General features: G+C 64.3%; 22 protein-coding genes and 1 tRNA gene. 14 read left to right on the top strand and 9 right to left on the bottom strand.

The genetic code is table 11. The features are described from left to right. The first annotated feature begins 77 nt into the window (after positions 1-77). Both CXY81_RS12860 and CXY81_RS12855 read left to right on the top strand, forming a co-directional pair. The gene (locus tag CXY81_RS12860) at positions 78-503 is read left to right on the top strand and encodes a dehydrogenase (RefSeq protein WP_233194158.1); all 426 of its coding nucleotides are present in this window, start codon (positions 78-80) and stop codon (positions 501-503) included. A 156-nt stretch (positions 504-659) separates the two neighbouring features. Beyond that, a complete protein-coding gene (locus CXY81_RS12855; protein ID WP_104195068.1) occupies positions 660-2255 on the top strand; it encodes a GGDEF domain-containing protein in 1596 nt (531 codons plus the stop codon). 121 nt (positions 2256-2376) lie between these two features. Here CXY81_RS12855 and radA read toward each other — a convergent pair whose 3' ends face one another. Continuing rightward, positions 2377-3741, bottom strand: coding sequence for a DNA repair protein RadA (gene radA, locus CXY81_RS12850; protein WP_104102393.1), 1365 nt, complete (start codon positions 3739-3741; stop codon positions 2377-2379). 9 nt (positions 3742-3750) lie between these two features. Continuing rightward, a complete protein-coding gene (locus CXY81_RS12845) occupies positions 3751-4692 on the bottom strand; it encodes an SGNH/GDSL hydrolase family protein (RefSeq protein WP_233194157.1) in 942 nt (313 codons plus the stop codon). 121 nt (positions 4693-4813) lie between these two features. Between CXY81_RS12845 and CXY81_RS12840 the strand changes: the two genes are divergently transcribed. The 3 genes from CXY81_RS12840 to CXY81_RS12830 all read left to right on the top strand — a co-directional run bounded on the left by CXY81_RS12840 (position 4814) and on the right by CXY81_RS12830 (position 6988). After that, positions 4814-4903 (top strand) — tRNA-Ser (locus CXY81_RS12840). A 1056-nt stretch (positions 4904-5959) separates the two neighbouring features. Further along, positions 5960-6577 (top strand): hypothetical protein, encoded by a 618-nt coding sequence (locus CXY81_RS12835; protein WP_104195067.1) that lies wholly within the window; start codon positions 5960-5962, stop codon positions 6575-6577. Positions 6578-6598: 21 nt separating this feature from the next. Continuing rightward, positions 6599-6988 carry a hypothetical protein gene (locus tag CXY81_RS12830; RefSeq protein WP_134543850.1) on the top strand — a complete coding sequence of 130 codons (390 nt, stop codon included), beginning with the start codon at positions 6599-6601 and terminating at the stop codon, positions 6986-6988. Between the two features lie 145 nt (positions 6989-7133). Here the strand turns inward: CXY81_RS12830 and CXY81_RS12825 are convergent, their stop codons facing one another. Then, a complete protein-coding gene (locus CXY81_RS12825; protein ID WP_134543847.1) occupies positions 7134-7448 on the bottom strand; it encodes a hypothetical protein in 315 nt (104 codons plus the stop codon). A 219-nt stretch (positions 7449-7667) separates the two neighbouring features. Further along, positions 7668-7961, bottom strand: coding sequence for a hypothetical protein (locus tag CXY81_RS12820; protein ID WP_104195064.1), 294 nt, complete (start codon positions 7959-7961; stop codon positions 7668-7670). Positions 7962-8548: 587 nt separating this feature from the next. Here CXY81_RS12820 and CXY81_RS12815 point away from each other — a divergent pair. Both CXY81_RS12815 and CXY81_RS12810 read left to right on the top strand, forming a co-directional pair. Continuing rightward, a complete protein-coding gene (locus tag CXY81_RS12815) occupies positions 8549-8974 on the top strand; it encodes a GNAT family N-acetyltransferase (protein WP_104195063.1) in 426 nt (141 codons plus the stop codon). A 28-nt stretch (positions 8975-9002) separates the two neighbouring features. Then, entirely contained in the window at positions 9003-9503 is a 501-nt protein-coding gene (locus CXY81_RS12810; protein ID WP_104195062.1) for an RES family NAD+ phosphorylase, read from the top strand. Positions 9504-9883: 380 nt separating this feature from the next. Here CXY81_RS12810 and CXY81_RS12805 read toward each other — a convergent pair whose 3' ends face one another. Further along, entirely contained in the window at positions 9884-10315 is a 432-nt protein-coding gene (locus tag CXY81_RS12805; RefSeq protein WP_104195061.1) for an SRPBCC family protein, read from the bottom strand. 465 nt (positions 10316-10780) lie between these two features. Between CXY81_RS12805 and CXY81_RS12800 the strand changes: the two genes are divergently transcribed. Next, a complete protein-coding gene (locus CXY81_RS12800) occupies positions 10781-12520 on the top strand; it encodes an FAD-binding protein (protein ID WP_104195060.1) in 1740 nt (579 codons plus the stop codon). Positions 12521-12565: 45 nt separating this feature from the next. Here the strand turns inward: CXY81_RS12800 and CXY81_RS12795 are convergent, their stop codons facing one another. The 4 genes from CXY81_RS12795 to CXY81_RS12780 all read right to left on the bottom strand — a co-directional run bounded on the left by CXY81_RS12795 (position 12566) and on the right by CXY81_RS12780 (position 15102). After that, on the bottom strand, positions 12566-13447 hold the full coding sequence (locus CXY81_RS12795) for a cutinase family protein (RefSeq protein WP_158252067.1): 882 nt from the start codon (positions 13445-13447) through the stop codon (positions 12566-12568). Between the two features lie 209 nt (positions 13448-13656). Next, positions 13657-14118, bottom strand: a complete 462-nt coding sequence (locus tag CXY81_RS12790) for a hypothetical protein (protein ID WP_104195058.1) — start codon at positions 14116-14118, stop codon at positions 13657-13659. A 342-nt stretch (positions 14119-14460) separates the two neighbouring features. Further along, positions 14461-14691, bottom strand: a complete 231-nt coding sequence (locus tag CXY81_RS12785) for a PLDc N-terminal domain-containing protein (RefSeq protein ID WP_104195057.1) — start codon at positions 14689-14691, stop codon at positions 14461-14463. Positions 14692-14757: 66 nt separating this feature from the next. Then, positions 14758-15102, bottom strand: a complete 345-nt coding sequence (locus tag CXY81_RS12780) for a DUF6176 family protein (protein ID WP_104195056.1) — start codon at positions 15100-15102, stop codon at positions 14758-14760. A 150-nt stretch (positions 15103-15252) separates the two neighbouring features. On the opposite strand from CXY81_RS12780, the gene CXY81_RS12775 reads away from it, so the two are divergent. The 6 genes from CXY81_RS12775 (at position 15253) to CXY81_RS12750 (ending at position 20366) form a co-directional block, all read left to right on the top strand. After that, on the top strand, positions 15253-16458 hold the full coding sequence (locus CXY81_RS12775) for a DUF4232 domain-containing protein (RefSeq protein WP_104195055.1): 1206 nt from the start codon (positions 15253-15255) through the stop codon (positions 16456-16458). 198 nt (positions 16459-16656) lie between these two features. Further along, positions 16657-17460 carry a LysM domain-containing protein gene (locus tag CXY81_RS12770; RefSeq protein WP_146067695.1) on the top strand — a complete coding sequence of 268 codons (804 nt, stop codon included), beginning with the start codon at positions 16657-16659 and terminating at the stop codon, positions 17458-17460. A gap of 127 nt (positions 17461-17587) precedes the next feature. Next, positions 17588-17917, top strand: a complete 330-nt coding sequence (locus tag CXY81_RS12765; protein WP_134542644.1) for a hypothetical protein — start codon at positions 17588-17590, stop codon at positions 17915-17917. 368 nt (positions 17918-18285) lie between these two features. Further along, positions 18286-18741, top strand: a complete 456-nt coding sequence (locus CXY81_RS16735) for a toll/interleukin-1 receptor domain-containing protein (RefSeq protein ID WP_199183062.1) — start codon at positions 18286-18288, stop codon at positions 18739-18741. A gap of 280 nt (positions 18742-19021) precedes the next feature. Then, the gene (locus CXY81_RS12755; RefSeq protein WP_104195051.1) at positions 19022-19489 is read left to right on the top strand and encodes a hypothetical protein; all 468 of its coding nucleotides are present in this window, start codon (positions 19022-19024) and stop codon (positions 19487-19489) included. 85 nt (positions 19490-19574) lie between these two features. After that, a complete protein-coding gene (locus CXY81_RS12750) occupies positions 19575-20366 on the top strand; it encodes a phosphotransferase enzyme family protein (RefSeq protein WP_198411916.1) in 792 nt (263 codons plus the stop codon). Positions 20367-20436 lie beyond the last annotated feature (70 nt).

The following is a 20436-nucleotide window of genomic DNA, read 5'->3' as shown; positions in this document are numbered from 1 at the left end:
CGCCGTTCGCTCGTGGCGTGCCCACCAAGGATCGGATTCGTCGTGACACCACCGCGCCAACTGGTTAAATGGAATCCGTGACTGACGTTTCTCCACCGACGAATTCCCCTGCCCTCGCTGCCGCTCTGGCCGCTCAGGATGTGGTCGCCGTGGCCTATGCCCTGCGCAACGACGTGATGATCGTGCCGCAGCTGGTCGTCAATGGGCAGGCGGAACAGGTGCGGGTCTTCGGCCGTGAAGGCACCGACCGACGGATGCTGCTGCTCTTCTCCTCCGCCGAGAACTACGCCCGCATGGTTCCCGACGAGATCGATCCGCAGATCATGGTCGGCGACGCGCAGTGGCTTCGCGAATTCCTCACCGTGCACCAGCAGGTGCTCGAGATGGTGTTCTTCGACGTCGCCGGTCCCCATGTCATGCAGGCCGCACCGGCGGACCTGATGCGCGCCCTCGGCCCACTGCCCGGCGAGGAAGAACTCGGCGCGAGCAAAACCGGCCGGTAGCGCCCGACTGACCCCCTCAGGCTGGGGGTCCCCAGACACCCGGCCACGTAGTCGGCCCGCGCTAGGCTGGCGCTAGACAGTGTTCGGCCCGCTCCCGAAGCGGAATCCGACGGACTTTTCACGGTCAGCATTCGGCCTGTCAGGGAGCAGGTCAGAGTGGTGGGGACCGAACAGGATCCGACCGACGCCCGCCTCGCGGGCATCGAGCGACAGTACTGGATCGATCGCAATGTCGCCCTCCAGGACGCCGAGGTCTGGCTCGCCGATCTCGGCGACGGGGAGCACGGAGCGACCGCACGACGGCTGCAGGTTGTCGTCGCGGCCGTGCGCATCCGTCGCGGCGACCCGAGTCAAAGCGCCGTTGACGTGCAACAGATCTTGAGCTGGGCGGAGCAGCACGGCGAGCTCGCCCTGCAGTCGCGCTGTCACGACGTGCTCGGTTCCGTGTTCGAGATGGTGGGCGACCGCGCCCTGGCCCTGGAACACGCCGTCGCCGCGAACGACCTGCTCGAGGAGTCGGAGGTTCCACTCATGCGTGCAGCCGCCCGCAAGTGCCTGGCGGACGCGCTGGGCTCGGCCGGGTCCCTCGACGAGGCGCGCCGCCGCTACGACGATGCCCTCCGCCTCGTGATCGATGACCCCGAGACCATCATCCGCTACAACATCCTGAACAATCTCGCCTACACCGAGTACCTGGCCCATAACCAGGTCGAGGCCCTCGCGGCCGTGGAACAGCTGATCGGCCTGTCCGAGGTGGGCGACCGGCAGATCGGCATGTACGCCCTCGACACGGTCGCGCGCGTCTATCTGACGGCGGGGCGGCTGGACGAGGCGGAAGCGAAGCTGCTGCCGGCTATGGACCCGGCCGTGGGCAACTTGCATCCCGACGGGTCCGCGGTGGCCCTGGTCACGCTGGCCGAGATCTATCGCACGCAGGGCAAGCTGGTCCGAGCGCAGACCGTCATCGACCGGTGCCGCGAGCTGTCCCAGCGGTTCGGGCTCACCCGCTGGTCGACGGAAGCGGCCAGGGAGCAGGCCGAGATCCATGCGGCCAACGGCGATTTTCGCGCCGCGTTCGAGGCGTACCGGCACTTCCACGAACAGTCCGAGGCGCTCGGTGCGAGCGAGAACGAGTCGCGCGGGCGCATCCTCGAGGCCATGTTCCAGACCGCGGAGTCCCGCCGAGAGAGCGAGCGGTACCGAGAGCTGGCTGAGCGCGATCCGCTCACCGGGCTGCACAACCGCCGGTTCGTCGACGAGCACCTCAGCGCCGCGTTGATGCGCCTGCGCGAGGGTGGGCCGAGCGTGGCCATCGCCATGGTCGACCTCGATCACTTCAAGCGCATCAACGACACCCTGTCGCACGAGGTCGGCGACACTGTGCTCCGTGAGGTGGGCAGCATCCTGATCGCGGCTGCGGCATCCGCGGCCGACGGCATCGCCGCGCGCCTGGGCGGCGAGGAATTCCTACTGATCATGCCGGGGATTGACGCCACCGAGGCGCACCGGCGTTTCGAGGCGGTCTGCCGCTCGATCGCTGATCACGACTGGTCGCCGATCACCGGCGCCCTGCCGGTGACCGCGAGTCTCGGGATTGCCCTGGCGCCTGCCGACGGCCAGCAGAGCTCTGACCTGCTGCGCGCCGCCGATGTGCGTCTGTACGTGGCCAAACGCGACGGTCGCAATCGGGTCGTTCACGCCGCCATCGTCTCCACGTCGACCCCGGAGGCGGAACTGCTCGAGGCCCGATGACCGCGGTGGGTCGGGCTTCCCGCTGGTCGAGCGCCCGCTGGTTGAGCTCGTCGAGACCCCGGTGACCCGAACCTGCCGCTCGCCCGGGACATCCGTGGCGGCCCGCGCCGGATGCTCCCTGCTAGAACGCGCGGTCGAGCTCGGCGTCCCGTGCGGACTGGCCGGTCGCGATCGCCGCGGCGACCGCGGTGCCGATTGCGCCGGCCTCGGCATCGAGTCGGATGGTGAAGCCGAGCCGGGCGGCCTCGGCTGCGCGCAGCTTGGCCGCTGACACCGGCCGCACCTCGCCGGCGAGGCTGATCTCGCCGAACGCCACGGCCCCTTGAGCGATCGGCTTGTCCTTGAACGCGGACGCGATGGCGAGGGCGATGGCGAGGTCGGCGGCCGGTTCGGTGAGACGGATGCCGCCTACGGTCGACACGTAGACATCCATGCTGCCCAGCCCCGACAGGCTCGCCCGGCGCTCGAGCACCGCGAGGAGCATCGCCACCCGTGAGGAGTCCACCCCGTTGGTGACGCGGCGGGGGTTCGGGGCCTGGGTCTTGATCACCAGAGCCTGCACTTCGACCGGCATCGCCCGGCGTCCCTCGAGCGCCACCGTGACGCAGGTGCCGGACACGGGGGTGGAGCCGCGGCTGAGGAACAGCGCGCTCGGGTCGGGCACCTCGGCGATGCCGTCGCCGGTCATCTCGAAGCAGCCCACCTCGTCGGTCGAGCCGAACCGGTTCTTGAGCGCCCGCACGAAGCGCAGCGCGCTCTGCCGGTCACCCTCGAACTGGCACACTACGTCGACAAGGTGTTCGAGCAGGCGGGGGCCGGCGATCGAGCCGTCTTTGGTGACGTGCCCGACGAGCAGGATGGGCAGGTTGCGGTCTTTGGCCACCCGGATCAGCGTGGAGGCCACCTCCCGCACCTGGCTGGGCATGCCCGCAAGGCCGTCGGAGAGCGAGCTGGCCACCGTCTGCACCGAGTCGACGATGACGAGGTTGGGTTGAATGGCGTCGATCTGGCCGAGGATGGTGGCCAGGTCGGTCTCGGCGGCGATGTACAGCTCGGGTTGCAGCGCCCCGGTGCGCTCGGCCCGCAACCGCACCTGGCTGACCGATTCCTCGGCGCTGACGTAGAGCACGCGGGACTTGGCGGCCGCTGCCTTGGAGGCCACCTCGAGCAGCAGTGTCGACTTGCCGACGCCGGGCTCGCCGCTGAGCAGGATTACCGAGCCCGGCACGATGCCGCCGCCCAGCACCCGGTCGAACTCGGCGATGCCGGTGGGCCAGTGCGAGACGGCCGTGGTGTCGACGTGGGTGATCGGGCGGGCAACGCCCGCGCCGGTGACGCTGGCCGGCTTGAGCGCGCGGGCCAGGCTCGCCTTCTCGGTGGTGTCCACCACGGTGCCCCACTGCTGGCATTCGCCGCAGCGGCCTGCCCACTTCAGGGTGGTCCAGCCACACTCGGTGCAGCGGAAGGAGGAAACGGGTCTGGCCATTCTGCGAGCCTAGCTCGGGCCGCTGACACCACCCGATTCCGAAGTGTTCGCCACCGGAGTCGACGCGGGTTCCGGCGTGGGGGAGGGCCGGTCGGCCGGCACGGCCAAGGGCAGGCCGGCTGCCGCGTGTGCCGATGAGGGCAGGCCGGCAGGCGCGTTGGGGGCATCCGGCCCGGCCAGGTCGGCAGGCCGGATGCCCCGCACCAGATGAGCGCTCAGCGCCGGAACGAACGCCTCGGCCCAGGCCCGGTAGCCGCGGTTATTGGGGTGGAACAGGTCGCCCGCGACGTGCGTGGCGACGCTGCGCAGCCCGAGCCGCTTCGTCGTGGCGTGGAGCGGTACCACGCGTAGCTGGTGCTCCGCGGCCACCTGGCGGATGATGCGGTTGGCGACGGCGACCATCCGTTCGTTGCGGGGCAGGTGGAAGCAGGGCAGGTCGGCGACCAGGGCGTGCGGGGGCAGCGCCGCGCAGACCTGCCGGATGCCGGCCTCGAAGACGGCGGCGTCCCAGAGGGCGATGTCGTTGGCGCCGATCGCGACCGTGACGATGTCAGGGGTGAGCTTCACGAACGTGGGCAGCTGGTCGCGCACAGCCATTTCGACGGTGGCGCCCGACACGCTCAGGTTCACCACGCGCACCGAGCGGCCGGTGGAGAGACGGATGTGGTCGGTCAGGATTCCGACATAGCCGCGGTGCGGGGAACTCGCCCCGATCCCCTGCGCGGCACTGTCTCCGATGACGGCGTAGATCAGCTCGCCCTTGTCTTTCGCGCGGGCGCGCCACCAGAGAGAGTGCACCGGCAGGGTCTCATTGAGAATCACCGAGCTCTCGGCGATGCGACGCTGGAAGCCCCGGTAGTTGACCACGGCGGCGGCGCCGAGGCCGGCCGCTGTGGCCAGGGTTCCGGCAGTGAGGGCAAGGGAACGGAGCCTGTGGTTCGCGGTGATCACCCGGTGAGAATACCGCTTCGTGCTGGGTTCTCGTCGTTCAGGGCCGTTCGGGGCCGTTCAGACACGGATGTTCGCCGCCGCGATTCGCGCAAGGCCCCCGATTTCAACTAAACTCTTCCTCGGTACCGTGTCCGAGCGGCCGAAGGTGCAACTCTCGAAAAGTTGTGTGGGGGAGACTCCACCGTGGGTTCAAATCCCACCGGTACCGCCACAGAAAACCCCCTGCAGCCCAGTGTTTCATTGGGAAGCAGGGGGTTTTTTCTTGCCTGGATTTGCCCAGCGGTAACGCAGCGGTAACGGAACATCTGTGCGCGGGTGTGAGCAAGTGCGAGTTGAGGCATGTGGTGAGTGGTGAACCACATAACTGCGTAGCCCGTACCCTTCCTGGCGACGACCTCCATGGTGGACTGCGGCGGCTCGAGAGCGGCCGATTCAAGGTCCTCGCATCGGTCACGGCGAGGGGTGCGCTGCCGGTGAGCGCATGGAGAGACGCGGTCTCGACGCGCCCAATGTGTCGGGGCATGTGTTGTTCGGCCGATGTCTCCCAAATACACACCCCTACACATTTACCCTTGTCGGAATGTGTAGGTGTCCAGAAGTTGTGCGACCCATACGAGACAAGGGAAGCGGGCATACCCAGCTTCAAGGGTCGTACACATTCTCTCGACGACAACTCAAGTTCAGGAACCCCCCGGGCGCGCACAAATTCAAGGGTGTTGGGAGGAGTGTGCACATCTGTACACATACTTATCGTGGATGCGAGCAGAGTCGGAAAGGTTGAGAAGGAGAATCCAGCGGTATAAACGGTACACGCGGTCCATCCATCCAAAGCGGCACATCGCCGGTGCTTTTCCGGAGTGCTCGTGCCTGTCACGCGACGTCCGCCACGTCTGGACGCTTGAGTTTGCTATCGAACTGCCGAATGAGGCCGGGAGCCGTAGCCACCGGTGATGCGGGGCGGCGCTTCTAGGGCCGGCTAATCGTGGTGTCGCGGGTTCAATTCCCGCTCCCGCTACACATAAAAGCCTTTTGACCAAGAACTCTATCGGTCACGGGGCCTTTCTTTTTGCCCGGATGCTGACCGACTCCGCTTTAGACTCCGCTCTAGATTTTTGTTCCGAGCACCGCTTCGTAGCACGCCTCATCGCCTCCGGCGGATTGCTTGTGCCCTAGTGCTCGCGCGACGCGGAGAGGTGTGCGTTGGGGGCCAGATTGGCACGGCGGGGCCTCCCTCAGGCAAGCAGCGAATGTGCAATAGGGTTTGGGCATGCTGAAACTCGTTGCCGACACTTGGTTTGGGTTGTCATCAACCGCGTGGGACGGTATCGCCGCAATGGCTACCGCGGCCGCGTTCGCTGCCGCCGTTGTCGGTGCCCTCCTGGTGCTCCGCCAGCTCAAGCAAGCGCGCGATCTCGCTGAAGAACAGGCCCGACCGTATCTCGTGGCGATGATCGAAGAGTCAGCGGCGGACTGGACCCTCGCTGACTTCGTGGTTAGGAACATCGGGCAGACTGCCGCCCGTGACATAACGATTGCATTAGATCCGCCGTACGTCCGGGTGCATGACCTCGGCGAGGGGAATCAGTTCATGGGCGCCGCGTTCATTTCTGGGCGGACGAGCGTCTTGCCACCCGGAGGTGAGATTCGCACATACTTCGATTCAGCACGCGAATTGAGCGCGGCTATGAAGAGTGAAATCGAGACTACCCAGCCGTTCACGACGACCCTGCGCTATCGAGATCGGCTCGGTAAGGAGATCACCGAATCGTTTGAGATCGACCCCTATGCACGACTGGGGACTATGCGAACAGATGTCCACGGCTTGCACCACATTGCCAAGACCTTGCGAGCTTGGACCAAAAGTCTGGACGTCAACAACTACTAAGTGCACCCGTAGGGTGAGCGTATGAATATTGAACACACGCCTCGCTACGTCACGTCTGTGCTCATGGAAGAAACAGAAGACAGCGTGGTGGTGACTTGGGGTCTCGGTGATGTGGTGCCAGGCAGCGTGGACTACTTCGGGTTTGAGGTGTACTACTACGGCGTTGATGGCAACGGCGGGAAGAGGTTTGGCGTCCGGTTTCACGAAAAGACGACGGCGCACGTGTGGGACAACGCGAGTAGCACCCAAGCAAACTACGAGGGAGACAACGTCATTGTGTCCCAGGATTCGATCGTCGTTCGCTACCGCGACGCTGACCTCGGGCTGCAAGAGGTGGGTACCATCGCAGCATTCAGCCACATCAACGGGAATGACCTTGAGGTCAGGATCCCGGTGACTCTGCTTCGGTGATCATCACCAGTCGGGGCTTTTCCGATGTACCGACAAGTCCTCCCATTGGGAATTCAGGTACGTACTTTGGGGACTAGCAACGAGCGCGTCTGCTGTTGCGCCAGGCCGCGACCGGATTTCACCGAATGGCCCTCGCCGCTGACGGTCAGGTTAGAACGAGTGCAGCAATTGTCGCTGTCCAGGGGTACGCCTCGATTGATTCCTCAAAAGTAGGAGACACGAGCCGCTCGGCAAGGAGCTCCTTTGTGCGGAGATCAAACAGGAGCACCGCACGCAAATTGCTCGCAGGATTGACCGCGAAATCCAGCCGAACCGGATAGCCCTTGATCGACCCGAACACCGACGTGCCGAAAGGGCCCAAAGCTGTTTCCTTGGCCGGCACAAACTCAGTGCCGTTGTTGGTCAGCTGGACGTTGACCAACTTGATTAGTGCCCCTGTGTTCAGTGTTCCCGTTGCCATTTGACCACCGTAGGGCAGGCGCTGCCGTGACAGGCCGCCAACGACTCACCCAGTAAGGGGAAGCCCTAGGGGAGATGCCCCACCGAACGAGATCGCGGCAGTGCGGACGCGCTGCCGATGGCAGTTGCCCAAAGAGCTTTGTAAAGGGGCTGCGTGTGGGATTGGGGTCGCGGTCCACTTCCGTGTGGAGTGTGGCGCCTGTGCTTCTGCGCTGGTGCGTTATTCGCGTTCACCTGTTCGCAATTCCTCCAGATCGGCTCGCAGTAGGGCGATCTGCTGCTCGTAGGCGGCGCGCACGTCGGTGACGCGCTGCTCGACATAGGCACGCTCCCTCGCGGTCTCGGCCGTGGCGCTGTCGCGTTCGCTGGTTACCGTTGCCAGCTGCCCGGCGAGCACGAGTGCTTCGGCCCGTACGCTTTCGCGCTCGGTCCGGACCTGGTCCAGGTGGCCGCGAGTGCTCGCAGCCTCTGCCGCGGCTCGCTCGGCGCGCGCCGTGGCGGCGTCCGCCCGCACGGTAGCGTCGCGCGCTGCCGCCGTAGCCTCGTCCTTGGCCGCTGCGGTCGTTGTGAGCGCCTCACGTGCGTCGACGAGCTGTGCCGTCGTGGCGGTGTTCTCGGCGCAATTGCACCCGGGAGCTTCTCGGTCTTTCGGGTGGCTGTCGTCGTGACCGTCACGTTCGTCGGCGCGATGTAGATCACTGTCTCGTCGGGGGTTAGCCTCTCTTCAAGCTTATTGATGATGCCGCCCCTCCCGAAGGTGCTGACGTCGAACTGCTTCAGCGCTGCCTCGGTGTCTTGACGCATCTTGTCTCCCGTCGTGATTCTGACCTAAAACTAGGCTACGGGTGACCCGCGCGCCAATGGCAGTCTCGTAGAACTGGCCCACCGGGCGGCCTCTCCGCTCCAGTCAGAGCTTAACCACGCCAATGGACATCCAGCCTGCGCGGTGCTCAGCAGGTCGCCAATCGCCTCAACGCTATGTGGCCCGCCGGGGAGCCTGTGGTTTACATCGGGTGGTCGACGTGGATTGGCGCGCTTATCGAAGGAACATGCCTCGAGTGTTGCAGTCATTGAGCGTGGCGTCCAACCTATGGTGGAGTTATGCCTGTGAAAGACGACTTCTCCATTGTCACCGACCTGAGCCGCATCGATCTGCTCACGGTTCACCGTTGGCTTTCTACGGATGCGTTCTGGGCGGTCGGGCGGTCCTTGGAAACCGTTCAGCGCGCGGCCGAGGGCTCGTTGAATTTTGGCCTCTTCAGCGGCACGGGTGTCCTGTGCGGGTACGCCCGGGTTGTCACCGACCATGCGACGTTTGCTTGGCTATGCGACGTGTACGTTGACCGTGAGTTCCGAGGCCGCGGTCTCGGCCGGTTGCTCGCTCAAGCGGTGGTGGACAGGTTGACGCCGATGCAACTCAAACGAGTGCTTCTTTCGACGCTCGACGCTCACAGCCTCTACGAACAAGTGGGATTCATGCCGGCCCCAGACCCGCACAAGCTGATGGTCTTGAATAGCGCAGGATAAGCGGTGGGCTGTCGCGGGGAGCAAATCAATGTCGGGTGAACCCTCGGTGGAACAAGTTGGTGATGTCTGGTCCAGCATTTCCGGCTCGTTCTATCGCGCCGTAGATCCCTCACACCAGGACACGGCGCTGCTGGGTTCGCGCCTTGCAGGTAGGTACTCGGAACCGTCTCAACCGACTCTGTACCTGAGCTCATCTCCTCAGGGAGTCGACGCGGCGATGATCGCTCATACCCAGGGTCGTGTCGCCGAGCTCGTCTTGCTGGAATTCCACGTGGAGGCCCAGAACATCGTCGATCTGCGCGACCCGGCTGTCCTCCTTGCAGCCGGTATCGACCTTGCGGACGCAGTCGCGCCCTGGCAGGACATCGTGAAGACCGGAGGCGAGCCCTCTTCGTGGCATGTCCGCCGGCGGTTGGAAGCCCTTGGAGCGAATGGCCTCGTCGATCCTTCGCGCAAACGCCCCGGGCTGTGGCATCTGACCCTGTTCAGGTGGAATTCTCCGAGTGCGCCACGTGTCACTCTCCAATGACCTGCCGAGGTCGCTCATTACCGCCGAGCGGTAGCCGAACGTCGACAGGCAATCACTGCCCGGCGGCATGAGCCTGTGCGAGGCTGTCACTCATCCACCTCGCCAGCACGATTCGGGAGCTAGCTCATGCGTGAAACAGTGGTCGTCCAGGGAGTTCTGGCGGTCACCCCTCCTCACTAACCCTAACAAGCAGGGGACGACGTAACTCGTCCCGCGTCCGTCAGGACACCCCGACCCGGCAGAGAATCCACCCGACGGGGCGACCAATCCAGAGGCCAACTGAGCAGACAAGACCTCGTCAGGCAATCACCGAACCGGTTGTGCAGGCGTGTACTGATATCTGTGCAATCGTGAATGGAAAATGACAGCCCGAAGCCGCGCTACGCGTTGCGCATCGCCCGGGGCAGGTTCTGAATTGCGGCGGCCTCCGCGGCCACTTGCGCTTCAATCATTCCTCGCACAAATTTCATCACGCCTTGTGGCTCAAGCTCGATCTTAAATAGGACCCGGCATGAGGCAGATGAGACAGTGGTGATCGTGAACGACCCTCGAGGCCGGGCCGGTCCGGCGGTGACCTCGAACTCAAGCAGGGTCGGTTCCTTCGACGTGACCACGCGGTAGTTCGCACGCATTGTTCTTCCACCCGGACCGGTGAGAAGCTGCTCGAACTCAGCGCCCACTCCCTTTCCACTAACGTGACGGATCGCGTGCACGCCGCTTCGCCACTTGACGTTATTGGTGCCGTCTGCCAGAAAAGCGAAGACATCCTCTGCCGAACGCGGCACCTCAACGCTGGACTCTGATCGAATCATCGAGTTCCTTCCTCAAGCTGATCGCACGAGCCGCGGCCATAGTGACGCGAGTCGCGGAAACGGACTGGGCACTCTCGAGCCGGGCATCCTCAGCTCCCGGCTGTTTTCTTCTTCGACCAAGCGGCCCTTACAAAATTACGCCTCTCGGGCAAGCCACTCGCTTTTTGAGACGCTCCCGGACCCGGCTGAACGGTACAGTACGCCGGCACCGTCGCGGAGGTCCGGCCGTGGCTATGGCCCACCGAAGCTCATTCCGGTTTACTCGCTTCCCGTGGAGATCCATAACAGAGATTTCTGATGAACCTCCGACTTCGTGAGGTCCCAGCTCACCCTGATCTTGGAGACGCTGGTCGCACGCAGCCAACCCACGTGTGATCGGGGCAAATGCTCAGCACCGCGAGCTAATGTCACCTAGGAAGTCACGGTCGGTATGGCTCCGTTGTATTTCCCCGGGAAGGCCTCCTCATGTCAGACGACACCCTCAAGGGTCGCCGAATTTCTGCCTCCGTGCTCGTCATCGGCACCGGCGGTTCGGGCCTGCGGGCCGCGATCGAGCTGTCAGAGCGCGGAGTTGACGTTCTCGCCGTCGGTAAACGCCCCAAAAACGACGCGCACACCTCGCTGGCGGCCGGCGGAATCAACGCGGCCCTGGCAACAATGGATTCCGAGGACAGCTGGCAGCAGCACGCAGCAGACACCATCCAGGAGAGCTACTTTCTAGCCAATCCGTACACGGCCGAGATAGTGACGAAGAACGCGGGCCGCGGCATCCAGGACCTCGAGCGATGGGGAATGCCCTTTGCGCGGGAGAGTGACGGGCGTATCAGTCAGCGTTACTTCGGCGCCCATAAATACCGTCGCACCGCCTTCGCAGGAGACTATACCGGGCTTGAAATCCAACGGACCCTGGTGGCCCGTGCCTCCCAGCTTGAGGTACCCATCCTGGATTCGGTGTACATCACCCGCATCCTCGTGCGTGACAACGTGGTGTTCGGCGCCTATGGCTTCGACCTGCGCGACGGCAGCCGGGTGACGGTCATCGCCGACGCAGTCATCATTGCTGCCGGCGGACACAACCGCATCTGGCGCCGCACATCCAGCCGCCGGGACGAGAACACGGGCGATTCCTTCAAATTGGCAGTGGATGCCGGCGGTCGGCTGCGTGACGCCGAGCTGGTTCAGTTCCACCCAAGTGGCATCCTCGAACCAGAGAATGCCGCCGGCACCCTGATCAGCGAGGCCGCCAGAGGCGAGGGCGGGGTTCTGCGGAACGCACTCGGCGAGCGGTTCATGGCCAACTACGACCCCGAGCGCATGGAACTGTCCACCCGCGACAGGGTCGCCCTCGCCGCGTACACCGAGATCAAGGAGGGACGCGGCACCGCGAAGGGCGGCGTGCTGCTCGACATTTCCCACCTGCCCCGCGAGACAATCATGACGCGCCTGCCCCGCGTCTACCAGACCATGCTCGAATTGCAGGTACTCGACGTCACTACCACCGCCATCGAGATCGCTCCGACCGCGCACTACTCCATGGGCGGAGTATGGGTGCGACCGGATGACCACTCCACCGATGTCGTCGGAATGTACGCTATCGGCGAGGCGTCCAGCGGGCTGCACGGAGCCAATCGGCTCGGCGGCAACTCGCTCATTGAGCTGCTCGTGTTCGGCAGGATTGTCGGCCAGGCTGCGGCCGAGTACAGCGCAGGTATCACCTCCCAGAATCGATCACAGGACGCGGTCCAGGCAGCCGAGCGGGAGGTGACTGACACTCTTGCCTCGGACGGACAGGAGAATGTGCGCGCCTTGCAGCGCGACATCCGCAACACCATGACGGATTTCGGCGGAGTGGTGCGCCACGAAGCGGGGCTACTGGAAGGACTGCGCCAGTTGGACGACCTCGACGATCGCCAGAGCCGAATCGGAGTGCATCCGGATGTCGCGGGCTTCTCTGGCCTTGCACACGCATTCGACCTGCGTGCCTCCCTCATGGCCGCGCGCGCAACCCTCGCCTGTGCTCTGGAACGTCGGGAAAGTCGCGGCGCCCACAACCGAAGTGACTACCCGCACATGGATTCCGCCCTGCAGGTGAACCTGGTGTGGTCAGCCGACGGCTCGATCGCGCACGAGCAGATCCCGCCGGTGCGAGCCGAGATCGCGGCCCTCATGGGAGACGTCACCCAGGTCGGCAAGTTGCTCGAATAGAGGGAAGGTCACCGCACTGTGGTGGGGCATTGCCGTGAAGCTCACTCATGCCCAGACTGCTAACATTTCGAACATCTTCATCTCAACCGCGGCTTTGTCAATGCTGCCGCCGTCTTTTTTGTAGGTTTTGTGGCCTTCGGCATCCCAGATCAACTTGGATGAACCGCAGACATAGTCATGCTTTGCGCAGGACAGGCCCGTCGTCGAAGTGAAACTTTCCGGCAAGTATGGTTGACGCGCGCCGAGGGAACCACTCTTCACGAAACAGTCGGGGACATCGAAGCGCCACTCGGAATCGGAGTCATTGCCAAGGCAAGCCGGAGCGTAACCAGTTTGGCTTCCGCCTGGAGTTATAAGACCTTCCGGCAGACTCAATCTCGGGTCGCCGAACAGAGCCTGATATACGACTCTATTGCGGAGTGCCGGAGTGAGTTTCTCGACGTAGGTCTCACCGACAACCTGTGCGCCCTGGGAAAAACCGCCCAGCACAAATGCAGCTTCGGGACATGTCGCGGCACGGGAAGTCAGGTAGCTTCTGAGCTCTTCGACGCCGCTATCGACGCTTGCCCCGTAGGTCCACCCTCCTCCAGCGGAAAAGAAGGCCCCCGCAGTATTCCAGAATGAGTCCCACGTATCACCGCCGACGGGCACGGCCGGGTACTGGCTACCATCAATGCTCGCGTCACCGAGCTCATAAGGGTTGATCGTCAGTGTTGTGCCAATTCTTGCCTGCAACTGGGCAAAGAAACGCTCAGATTCAGGATCACCTACTGCCTGACCGGATCCCCGAGCAAAAACGGTTTCGACGTCCCCGCAAGGATTTGACAACGGGTCGACAGCCAAGGCGGCCGGCACGATGACGATAGATGCGATCAGCGTCGTTATGGCCGTTGCCACTGAAAGAAAGAGCGTTGTTCTTCGGCTCACAGAAATACCCCCAGATTGTGGCTGAAGCCGGTCGTCTAAGAAAGACGAATAGGCTGATCTGGCCTAATTTTTGCGCCAAATCCGTCTCAGGCTACAGGTCACTGCCCGCGCGAGTAACCCCACTTGTGGGATGCGGGAAACATTACGAAAGTGGGGAGATTCCGCACGAGATCGAGCAGCAGCGATCTCGGACCAGAGTGGCCCCACGGCTATGGGATTGTGACTGGGCTCACATACAGCGATACCTGCAGGGGCTCCCCAGGGGCAGCACTGCTTAGCGACAACTGATAGTCATAGCCGTCCGCAACGCCAAGCCCGGTGCACAGGATGGCGCGCCCGAAGTTGTTCGCTGGCCGTTGACACGGCCGATCCACGGTCAGGGTCACGTCCGCCGCAGCAGCGATCTGCTCCAGGTCTTTGGCGGTCACCACCGAGTCCGCTTGCGCTTCCCACCTCCGGGAAATGCTTGGACATGGGTTGGTACTCACACACAGGAATTGATCGCGTCGGACAATGTCGTCCAGCACCTTCCAGTCCGCAGGAATCGCCAGTCGTGACACCTGCGCAACGAGTTCCTCGGTGATCCTGTCTTCGAAGGTCCTGACAATGATGGAAGCGGCGACAGCAAGGACGACAATGCCAATCAAAATCGCACCAAGAATCTTCTTCACGCTGTCCCCCGTTGACAGAACCTCCGGCCACCATTCCCGCCGGCCGCTGCTGATTGCTGTTGCCAGCAGCGTATCTGGTGGGCGGGCTTCATGTCACCATCAAGGCGGTCACTGCGGGTCTGTAAGTCATAGTCAAGTCGCCCAGGCCTGACAACGCCGGAAGTGGGAACAGGGCACAGGTAGACCTGCATGGTTCGGGTGCGGTGTTGACAGCCCTGCAGCGCAACCGTAAGACGGACGTTTCCCGGCACGCGTCTTGCGCGAAACGGGGGAGCGGTTGCTGATCAAGACCAGGGACCGCAAGGGAACCCTCACTGCGCCCGCGCGGATGACTGTCGAGGTCTATCGAACCTTGCGTGTCAGTCGAAAGCCGAATGGGTGTGGCCCAGCGAAAAACCAGACGAGCGCACCGAGCAGAGGGGCGAACACTACGCCGGCTATCCAGACGACTCTCTCCAGGCCTGACAGGTCGTTGGTTCGGGCAATCTGCATCATTGCGTAGGCAATTGCCGCGACGTAGACGACGGCAACGACCGACGCGAGCACGACTGCGAATGCGGCTTCAGTGTCCATGACGGTTCCGATCGTTCGGTTACTTCAAGATATTGCTCGGATGCAGAAACATCCGCGGGCTGTTGGTTATCTCATGAGTTGTCGGACGCGATCGGGGATCATTGTGACGCGGCTCGGCAGGTCAACGGCGGGGTATAACTTGTCGATGCAGGCTTGCCAGTATTCGATGTGCTTTTTGTCGAGCCAGTGCTCGGAGTTTTCGACGGCGTCGCCGTCTTTGCCCTGGACGGTGTACCAGTACATGTAGTCGACACCCTCGATGCACTCGGTGAAGATGGATTCAACGTACATCCGCTCTCCTTCCAGAGTCACGAGTACGTCGCGCATGTCGTCGTTGAGGAAGGCGATCCATTCCTCGACAATGCCGGAACAGTTGAGCTTGACGCGGAATCGTGACAGTTCAACCTGCATGGCCTCAGCATAGGGACCCGCCTCCAGCGAAGGATCCCGAACGCGGCAAGCTGCCTTGTTGACCGAACCACTTGGCTCGTCGGACCCGGTATTCCCAATGTGCCCGTAACTGCGTGCGATGCCTGCCCGGCGGTGAAGTAGTCTCTGGGGATGACAAGGCCCGGCCACAGCCCATTTCCCTGGATTCCGGCCGCCGTCGCCGCCGCGTGGTGGGTCGTGTGCGCCGGCGGATTCGGCTTCCTGACTTGGTTCGCTCTGGTCCCCAACGCCTTCGTGAAGCACCTCCTGCCGGAAACGATTCCGCGCAGCGTCTGGTTCTGGTCCTGGCCGTGGATCGCTCTCGCCCCCCTTGCCTCGGCCGCCGTCGTCTTCGTGGTTTACCTGTTCCTGGCGCGCCTCATCGTCGACCGGACCGACGGATCGCGCACAGCCCGGTTCTTCGCCCTCTGGTTTGTGGCCGTTCTGACCGGCTTCCTCGCCACCCTCCCGTGGGTGATCAGCGCGATCGTTGCGGCATTCCCGCCGTCCCGCGCCGCATTCGTGCTCGACCCGGCCGGTGAGTCCGTTCTCCTCAGCGGGTACTGGGGGATCGCCTGGGGGTGGTTGCCGGCCCTGTTCGCCATGCGCCGCGCCCGGGTGCGCGCCCAACCGGCCCACCCGGCTCAGCCGGGCGCGGATGCCGTCCCGGCGTCGGCCGCGCCCGGCCCGTTGCGCACGCGCCCGCTCGCAGTTCTTGGCAGCATCGTCGTCGTCGCCGTGATTCTTTCCGGTTTGGCGGCCGTTACGGGGAGCCGGGCCGCGCGGCTCGATGCGGCGGCGGAGAACGCCCGCGCCAATGGGCACACCCTCGGCTCCGTACCCGACCCGGATGTCCCGGTCACGCCGCCGCCCACCATCGCACCGGCGGCGGCCGAGCCCGCCGCCGACTGGTGCACGCCCGACCAGGCGGCGCTGCTACTCGGAGACTCGGACGCGGCCATGGGGCACCGCACCTTGTCGATCCAGGCGATGAACTTCACCGACTCCCCGTGCACCCTCAGCGGCTACCCCGACCTCGCCTTCGCGGACGAGAGCGGGTCGGCCCTCGACGTCACCCTCGTGCCCGGCGGAACGTTCATGACCACCGACGAGGGCCCCGTGCCCATCGTGGTTCCGGCCGGCGGCTACGCCATCGCCCGACTCGGCTGGGGCGCCATGGCCACAGCGGATGTCCCCACGACATACACGCTCTACGCAGCGCTCTACCCAGGCCTGGTTCGCGGTTCCTGGCCCAGCACCCTCGACATCGTCGCTGGCGGCGAAGTCTCCGTCACGGCCTGGTCGCTCACAGACGCCAGCCCAGACCCCCAGCCCTGAACCGGAGCCCGTCGAGACCTGAGCGTCAAAACCTTGGGAAACTTTGAACGGTTGGTCTGAGCTTTCGCAGTGCCGATTCAGACAGAGCGATCGGTGCGTGCGGTAGCGACTTCGGACGAGCCACCTTGTCCGTCGGGCCCGCGGCTGGACCGGCGATGCGGCCGACTGCCATACTGGGCTCGGCGGGGAGAGGACCTGGTGCCACGACTGGCGACATCCGTTCTGGGGAGCATCGCTCTGGTGCTCGGACTTGTGGCCTGCTCGCCCCCGACAACCGAGACTCCACCGGTCGACACGGCCGTCCACACGGATGCGCCGGCCCCGCCCGACCGTGCGGCCGACGTTGTCATCCCCGACGGTGTCATCGGCACGGCCGAGCTCACGTCGGCCTCGGGAGACAACACCATCTCCGGAACCGTCGTCGTCACGGCGGGTGGGGGCGGATTCGACGTCGCACTGAAGGACTTCCACTCGGACGTCCCCGGAGGCTTGCAATTTTCCTTCAGCCCCTGGTCGGAGACCACGACCTGCCTGGCCGACATGCACAGCTTCTCGTTCGGCAACCTCTCCACGGACGCCGATCAGCCTGGGCTGAGCATGGGCCCCAGGGACTTGTCCCGGGGCGACCCCAGCTACTACCTGACCGCCGTCATCACCGCGACCGATCCGACCACGACCGATCCTGACGGCTGCGTGCTCACTCCCCGGGCGGTCGGCACGATCACCTGGGACGTGCCGGACACCCGCCCCGGGCTGCTCGCCGTCGATACCGGCGTCCGGTTCGGCGCCGGCGGTGCCACCGCCGCAGCCGATGGCGCCCCACTCTCCTGCCGTGCGGTCGCCGGCGACACGCTCAACGACATCGCCGACCGCTTCGGCATCACGGACGACGACCTCGGCTTCCTCAACCCGCTCACCAGCCGCCAGCTCCAGGTCGGCGACGATTTGAACCTCCGGGTGGCGCTGCGCGGCGGCGCCTCAGTCCCGCCGCCCTCGGGCTGAACGCCGCTCCAAGGTATGAACCGCCGCTGTCGTCCCGCATCGCCAACGATCGTTGGAACTTGGCCGTTCAAGCCATGGTTGACTGATCGGCATGGGGAAGCAGTGGAGCGGGGGCACATGGCTGGCTATGGCTTTCACGCTTTTGGGCCTGTCGCTGGTGTCGACGTTCTTTGCATTTGTTTCCGGGTTCAATTTTGACCCCGACGACTATCCCAGCTCGTATTACGCTGCCCGGATTCCCATGCATCTGGGCGTGATGGTCGTGTCTGTACTTATTCCGGTGCTTTCTGCAGCTGCAGCCGTTTTTTCCATTGTTGCGACGCCACGCCGAACGTTGAGGATCGCGACCTCGGTGATTGCGCTGATTCTGGCATTGTCAGCTGTTTGGTTGTGCTGGGTGCTTGGGATCGAGGCGATCCAAGAGGCCATCGCCTTCGCCGACCACGTCCCTTTTTAGGTGGATCGGCTTACGGGCACCGACGGGCCATTGCTCCACTCGGTGTCGTAGGTCTTCAGTATCATCAGCACATGGCTCAATGCACAGCTCCAAGAGAAGGCCACCGCACTGCAAGCGGTCGCGCGAACTGCCCTGCATGCTCCTCCGGCTATGGGCGTTCTTCATACTCGCCGCCTCGGTCGTACCCGTCCTACCCCACACCGGCCGCGCCTGTGCGTAGGAGTGGGAGCCTGTCGGGCAGTAGCGGGGGCGGGGGACGTGGTGTCGCCCGTCCGGCTTGGCAGCCCAGCGGGTCGACTGCCTCGTACACGCAACAGCAGGTGCGCGACCTGGAGTCTGTCCGCGCGGCGACTGTCTTACGGACTCAGGTGAATGACGTGTTCCTCTGTCACGCCTGGCCCGACCGTCAGGCGGCCGCGAATGACGTCTACGAGTTGCTCCTCGGAAAAGACGTGTCGGTGTGGTTCAGTGAGGTGAGCCTGCGACCTGGCACGGACATGCGAGTAGCCATCGACCGTGGATTGGTGAGTTCCCGCATGGGGATCGTGCTGGTGACGCCCGCCATGCTCGACAAGCTGCGTACCGACCGCAGCATTGCGAGCAACGAGCTCAGCGCTCTGCTGCGCCGGAGCCTCTTAGTGCCGGTCATGCACGGGGTGACGTTCGAGGAGCTCGACCAGGTCACCCCGACACTCGCGTCGCGTGGTGGATTCAGTACGGCCGAAGAGCCCATGGAAGACATCGTCGTGAAGATTGCCGAGCTGGTCGGAATCGTTACGGAGGAAGAGGCCGACGAACTCAGCATGAAGTCGGCCGGCAAGTAGCGCTGAGTGGCAAGCCTCCACGACGCCTCGATGGCCCAACCAGGAACAACCCGATGAACCAGCGCCAATGCTTACCGGCCGGTTAATGACATCGGCGTCGTGCCCGTAAGCCGGAGGGTCAGCGGGCGGTGCTGCCCTGCCCCTACCTGCGGGGTGAGCCGTGCACGGCCGCGTCGGCTGTGCCTCCCGCCCGGCAGCGTGGGCCCGCGAAGTAGTGCCAACGGCGTATCCTGCGCGCTACGCTGCAGGCACGGCGGGGCCGAGTTCATTGGGGGATGGTGTGAAGGTTCTGGGTGCCGTCGCGGCCGGGCTGATGGCCTTGGGTGTCGCCGCGCTTCTCGTGGTGTTCGCCCTGGAAAACCGGGTCACCGAAGTCCTCGCGGAGCAGTCCGCGCAGCTGGCTGTCCCCGCCGACTGGGAGCAGGTGAACGACGCGGTTCGCCGCGAACAGTTTCTGTGTATGAGCACGAACCCGTGCCCGAGCATCTCCCGGCGGTGGGTGACGGACACCCCCGTTAGCGTCCACGACTTGGAGCGCATGGCGACGGGCGCGGGCCTCAGATTCTCGGTGGAGGGCACCTGCCAGTGGCCGCCGACGGCGTTCTCCGAAACGGGGGTTTGCACCTTGTACGGTGTACGCAGTGAGAACCACTACCAGGTCTGGGTGAGCGACCGTCCGCAGGAGCCCCAGCAAGTGTCACTGGAAGTGCGTCCGAACCGCCCCTACCTCACTCAACCTCAGGGGTGAGGGACTCCACCTTGTCCCGGAGGGTGGCGACTTCGGTGCGGAGCTGGTGCAGCTCGTAGGCCCTTTCGTCGCACCCTCTGCGGGATTGGGAAGCCTGCAGCGTCATGCGAAGCTTGGCGACGTGAGTGAAAAGCTGGATGGCGGATTCGATGGCGGCGCGCTTCTCATCGATGGAACCGTGCGCCGCGTTCCCGGCACGTGGACCCCGGCCGTGAATGCCCTCTTGCAACATCTGGCCGACAAAGGGTCTATCGGGGCACCGCGCCCGCTTGGGACCGACGCACAGGGTCGGACTGTCGTTAGCTTTCTCGAGGGTGCGACCGTCGGTAACGTCCGCCCGTGGCCGCGTTGGACGCACAGCGAAGAGGCGCTCCTGGACGTCGGCGACTGGCTCAGGCGCTACCACTCAGCAGTCGCCGACTTTGTCCCGCCCGCAGGCTCGATGTGGCGCGAAGGCCAAGTATGGGAGCCGGGCCTGATCATCGGTCACAACGATGCGGCGCCCTACAACGCGGTCTGGAATGAAGACGGACTGGTGGGTTTCGTGGACTGGGACATGGCCGGCCCGACCACGCACGCCGGGGACCTTGCCTGGGTCGCATTCTCCTGGGTCCCGCTCCACGCTCGACAGCTCGTGCTGGAAGAAGGATTCATTGCGTTCGGCGAGCGGCGGGCACGCCTCGAGTCCTTCCTTCGGGCCTACAAGTGGGATGGCACTGCCAGCGACGTTCTGGAGCTCATCCGTCAACGAGTGCAGAGGCAACTCGACATCATCCGCTCAGTGGCGGCTGATGGCGATGCGACCTACCAGCGGATGCTCGCCCACGGAGTCGACCGGAATCTGAAAGCCGCGTTGGGCGATCTCAGCACTGTTTGACACCTCGTCACAAATCCAGGCTCATTGCGGAACTTGCGGTGTCGCCGCGGTGAGGAGTCCGACGATGCGC

Origin of the sequence: Cryobacterium sp. M25, from assembly GCF_002929635.1 — a bacterium.
GTDB classification, from domain to species: domain Bacteria; phylum Actinomycetota; class Actinomycetes; order Actinomycetales; family Microbacteriaceae; genus Cryobacterium; species Cryobacterium sandaracinum.
This window is presented reverse-complemented; position numbering and strand designations above follow the sequence as displayed.

Bases quoted from the DNA above. Each gene is read 5' to 3' on its own strand.
- radA (WP_104102393.1), bottom strand. From the start codon at position 3,741: ATGGCCAGACCCGTTTCCTCCTTCCGCTGCACCGAGTGTGGCTGGACC.
- CXY81_RS12835 (WP_104195067.1), top strand. From the start codon at position 5,960: ATGCTGAAACTCGTTGCCGACACTTGGTTTGGGTTGTCATCAACCGCG.
- CXY81_RS12830 (WP_134543850.1), top strand. From the start codon at position 6,599: ATGAATATTGAACACACGCCTCGCTACGTCACGTCTGTGCTCATGGAA.
- CXY81_RS12825 (WP_134543847.1), bottom strand. From the start codon at position 7,448: ATGGCAACGGGAACACTGAACACAGGGGCACTAATCAAGTTGGTCAAC.
- CXY81_RS12815 (WP_104195063.1), top strand. From the start codon at position 8,549: ATGCCTGTGAAAGACGACTTCTCCATTGTCACCGACCTGAGCCGCATC.
- CXY81_RS12810 (WP_104195062.1), top strand. From the start codon at position 9,003: ATGTCGGGTGAACCCTCGGTGGAACAAGTTGGTGATGTCTGGTCCAGC.
- CXY81_RS12805 (WP_104195061.1), bottom strand. From the start codon at position 10,315: ATGATTCGATCAGAGTCCAGCGTTGAGGTGCCGCGTTCGGCAGAGGAT.
- CXY81_RS12800 (WP_104195060.1), top strand. From the start codon at position 10,781: ATGTCAGACGACACCCTCAAGGGTCGCCGAATTTCTGCCTCCGTGCTC.
- CXY81_RS12785 (WP_104195057.1), bottom strand. From the start codon at position 14,691: ATGGACACTGAAGCCGCATTCGCAGTCGTGCTCGCGTCGGTCGTTGCC.
- CXY81_RS12780 (WP_104195056.1), bottom strand. From the start codon at position 15,102: ATGCAGGTTGAACTGTCACGATTCCGCGTCAAGCTCAACTGTTCCGGC.
- CXY81_RS12775 (WP_104195055.1), top strand. From the start codon at position 15,253: ATGACAAGGCCCGGCCACAGCCCATTTCCCTGGATTCCGGCCGCCGTC.
- CXY81_RS12765 (WP_134542644.1), top strand. From the start codon at position 17,588: ATGGCTTTCACGCTTTTGGGCCTGTCGCTGGTGTCGACGTTCTTTGCA.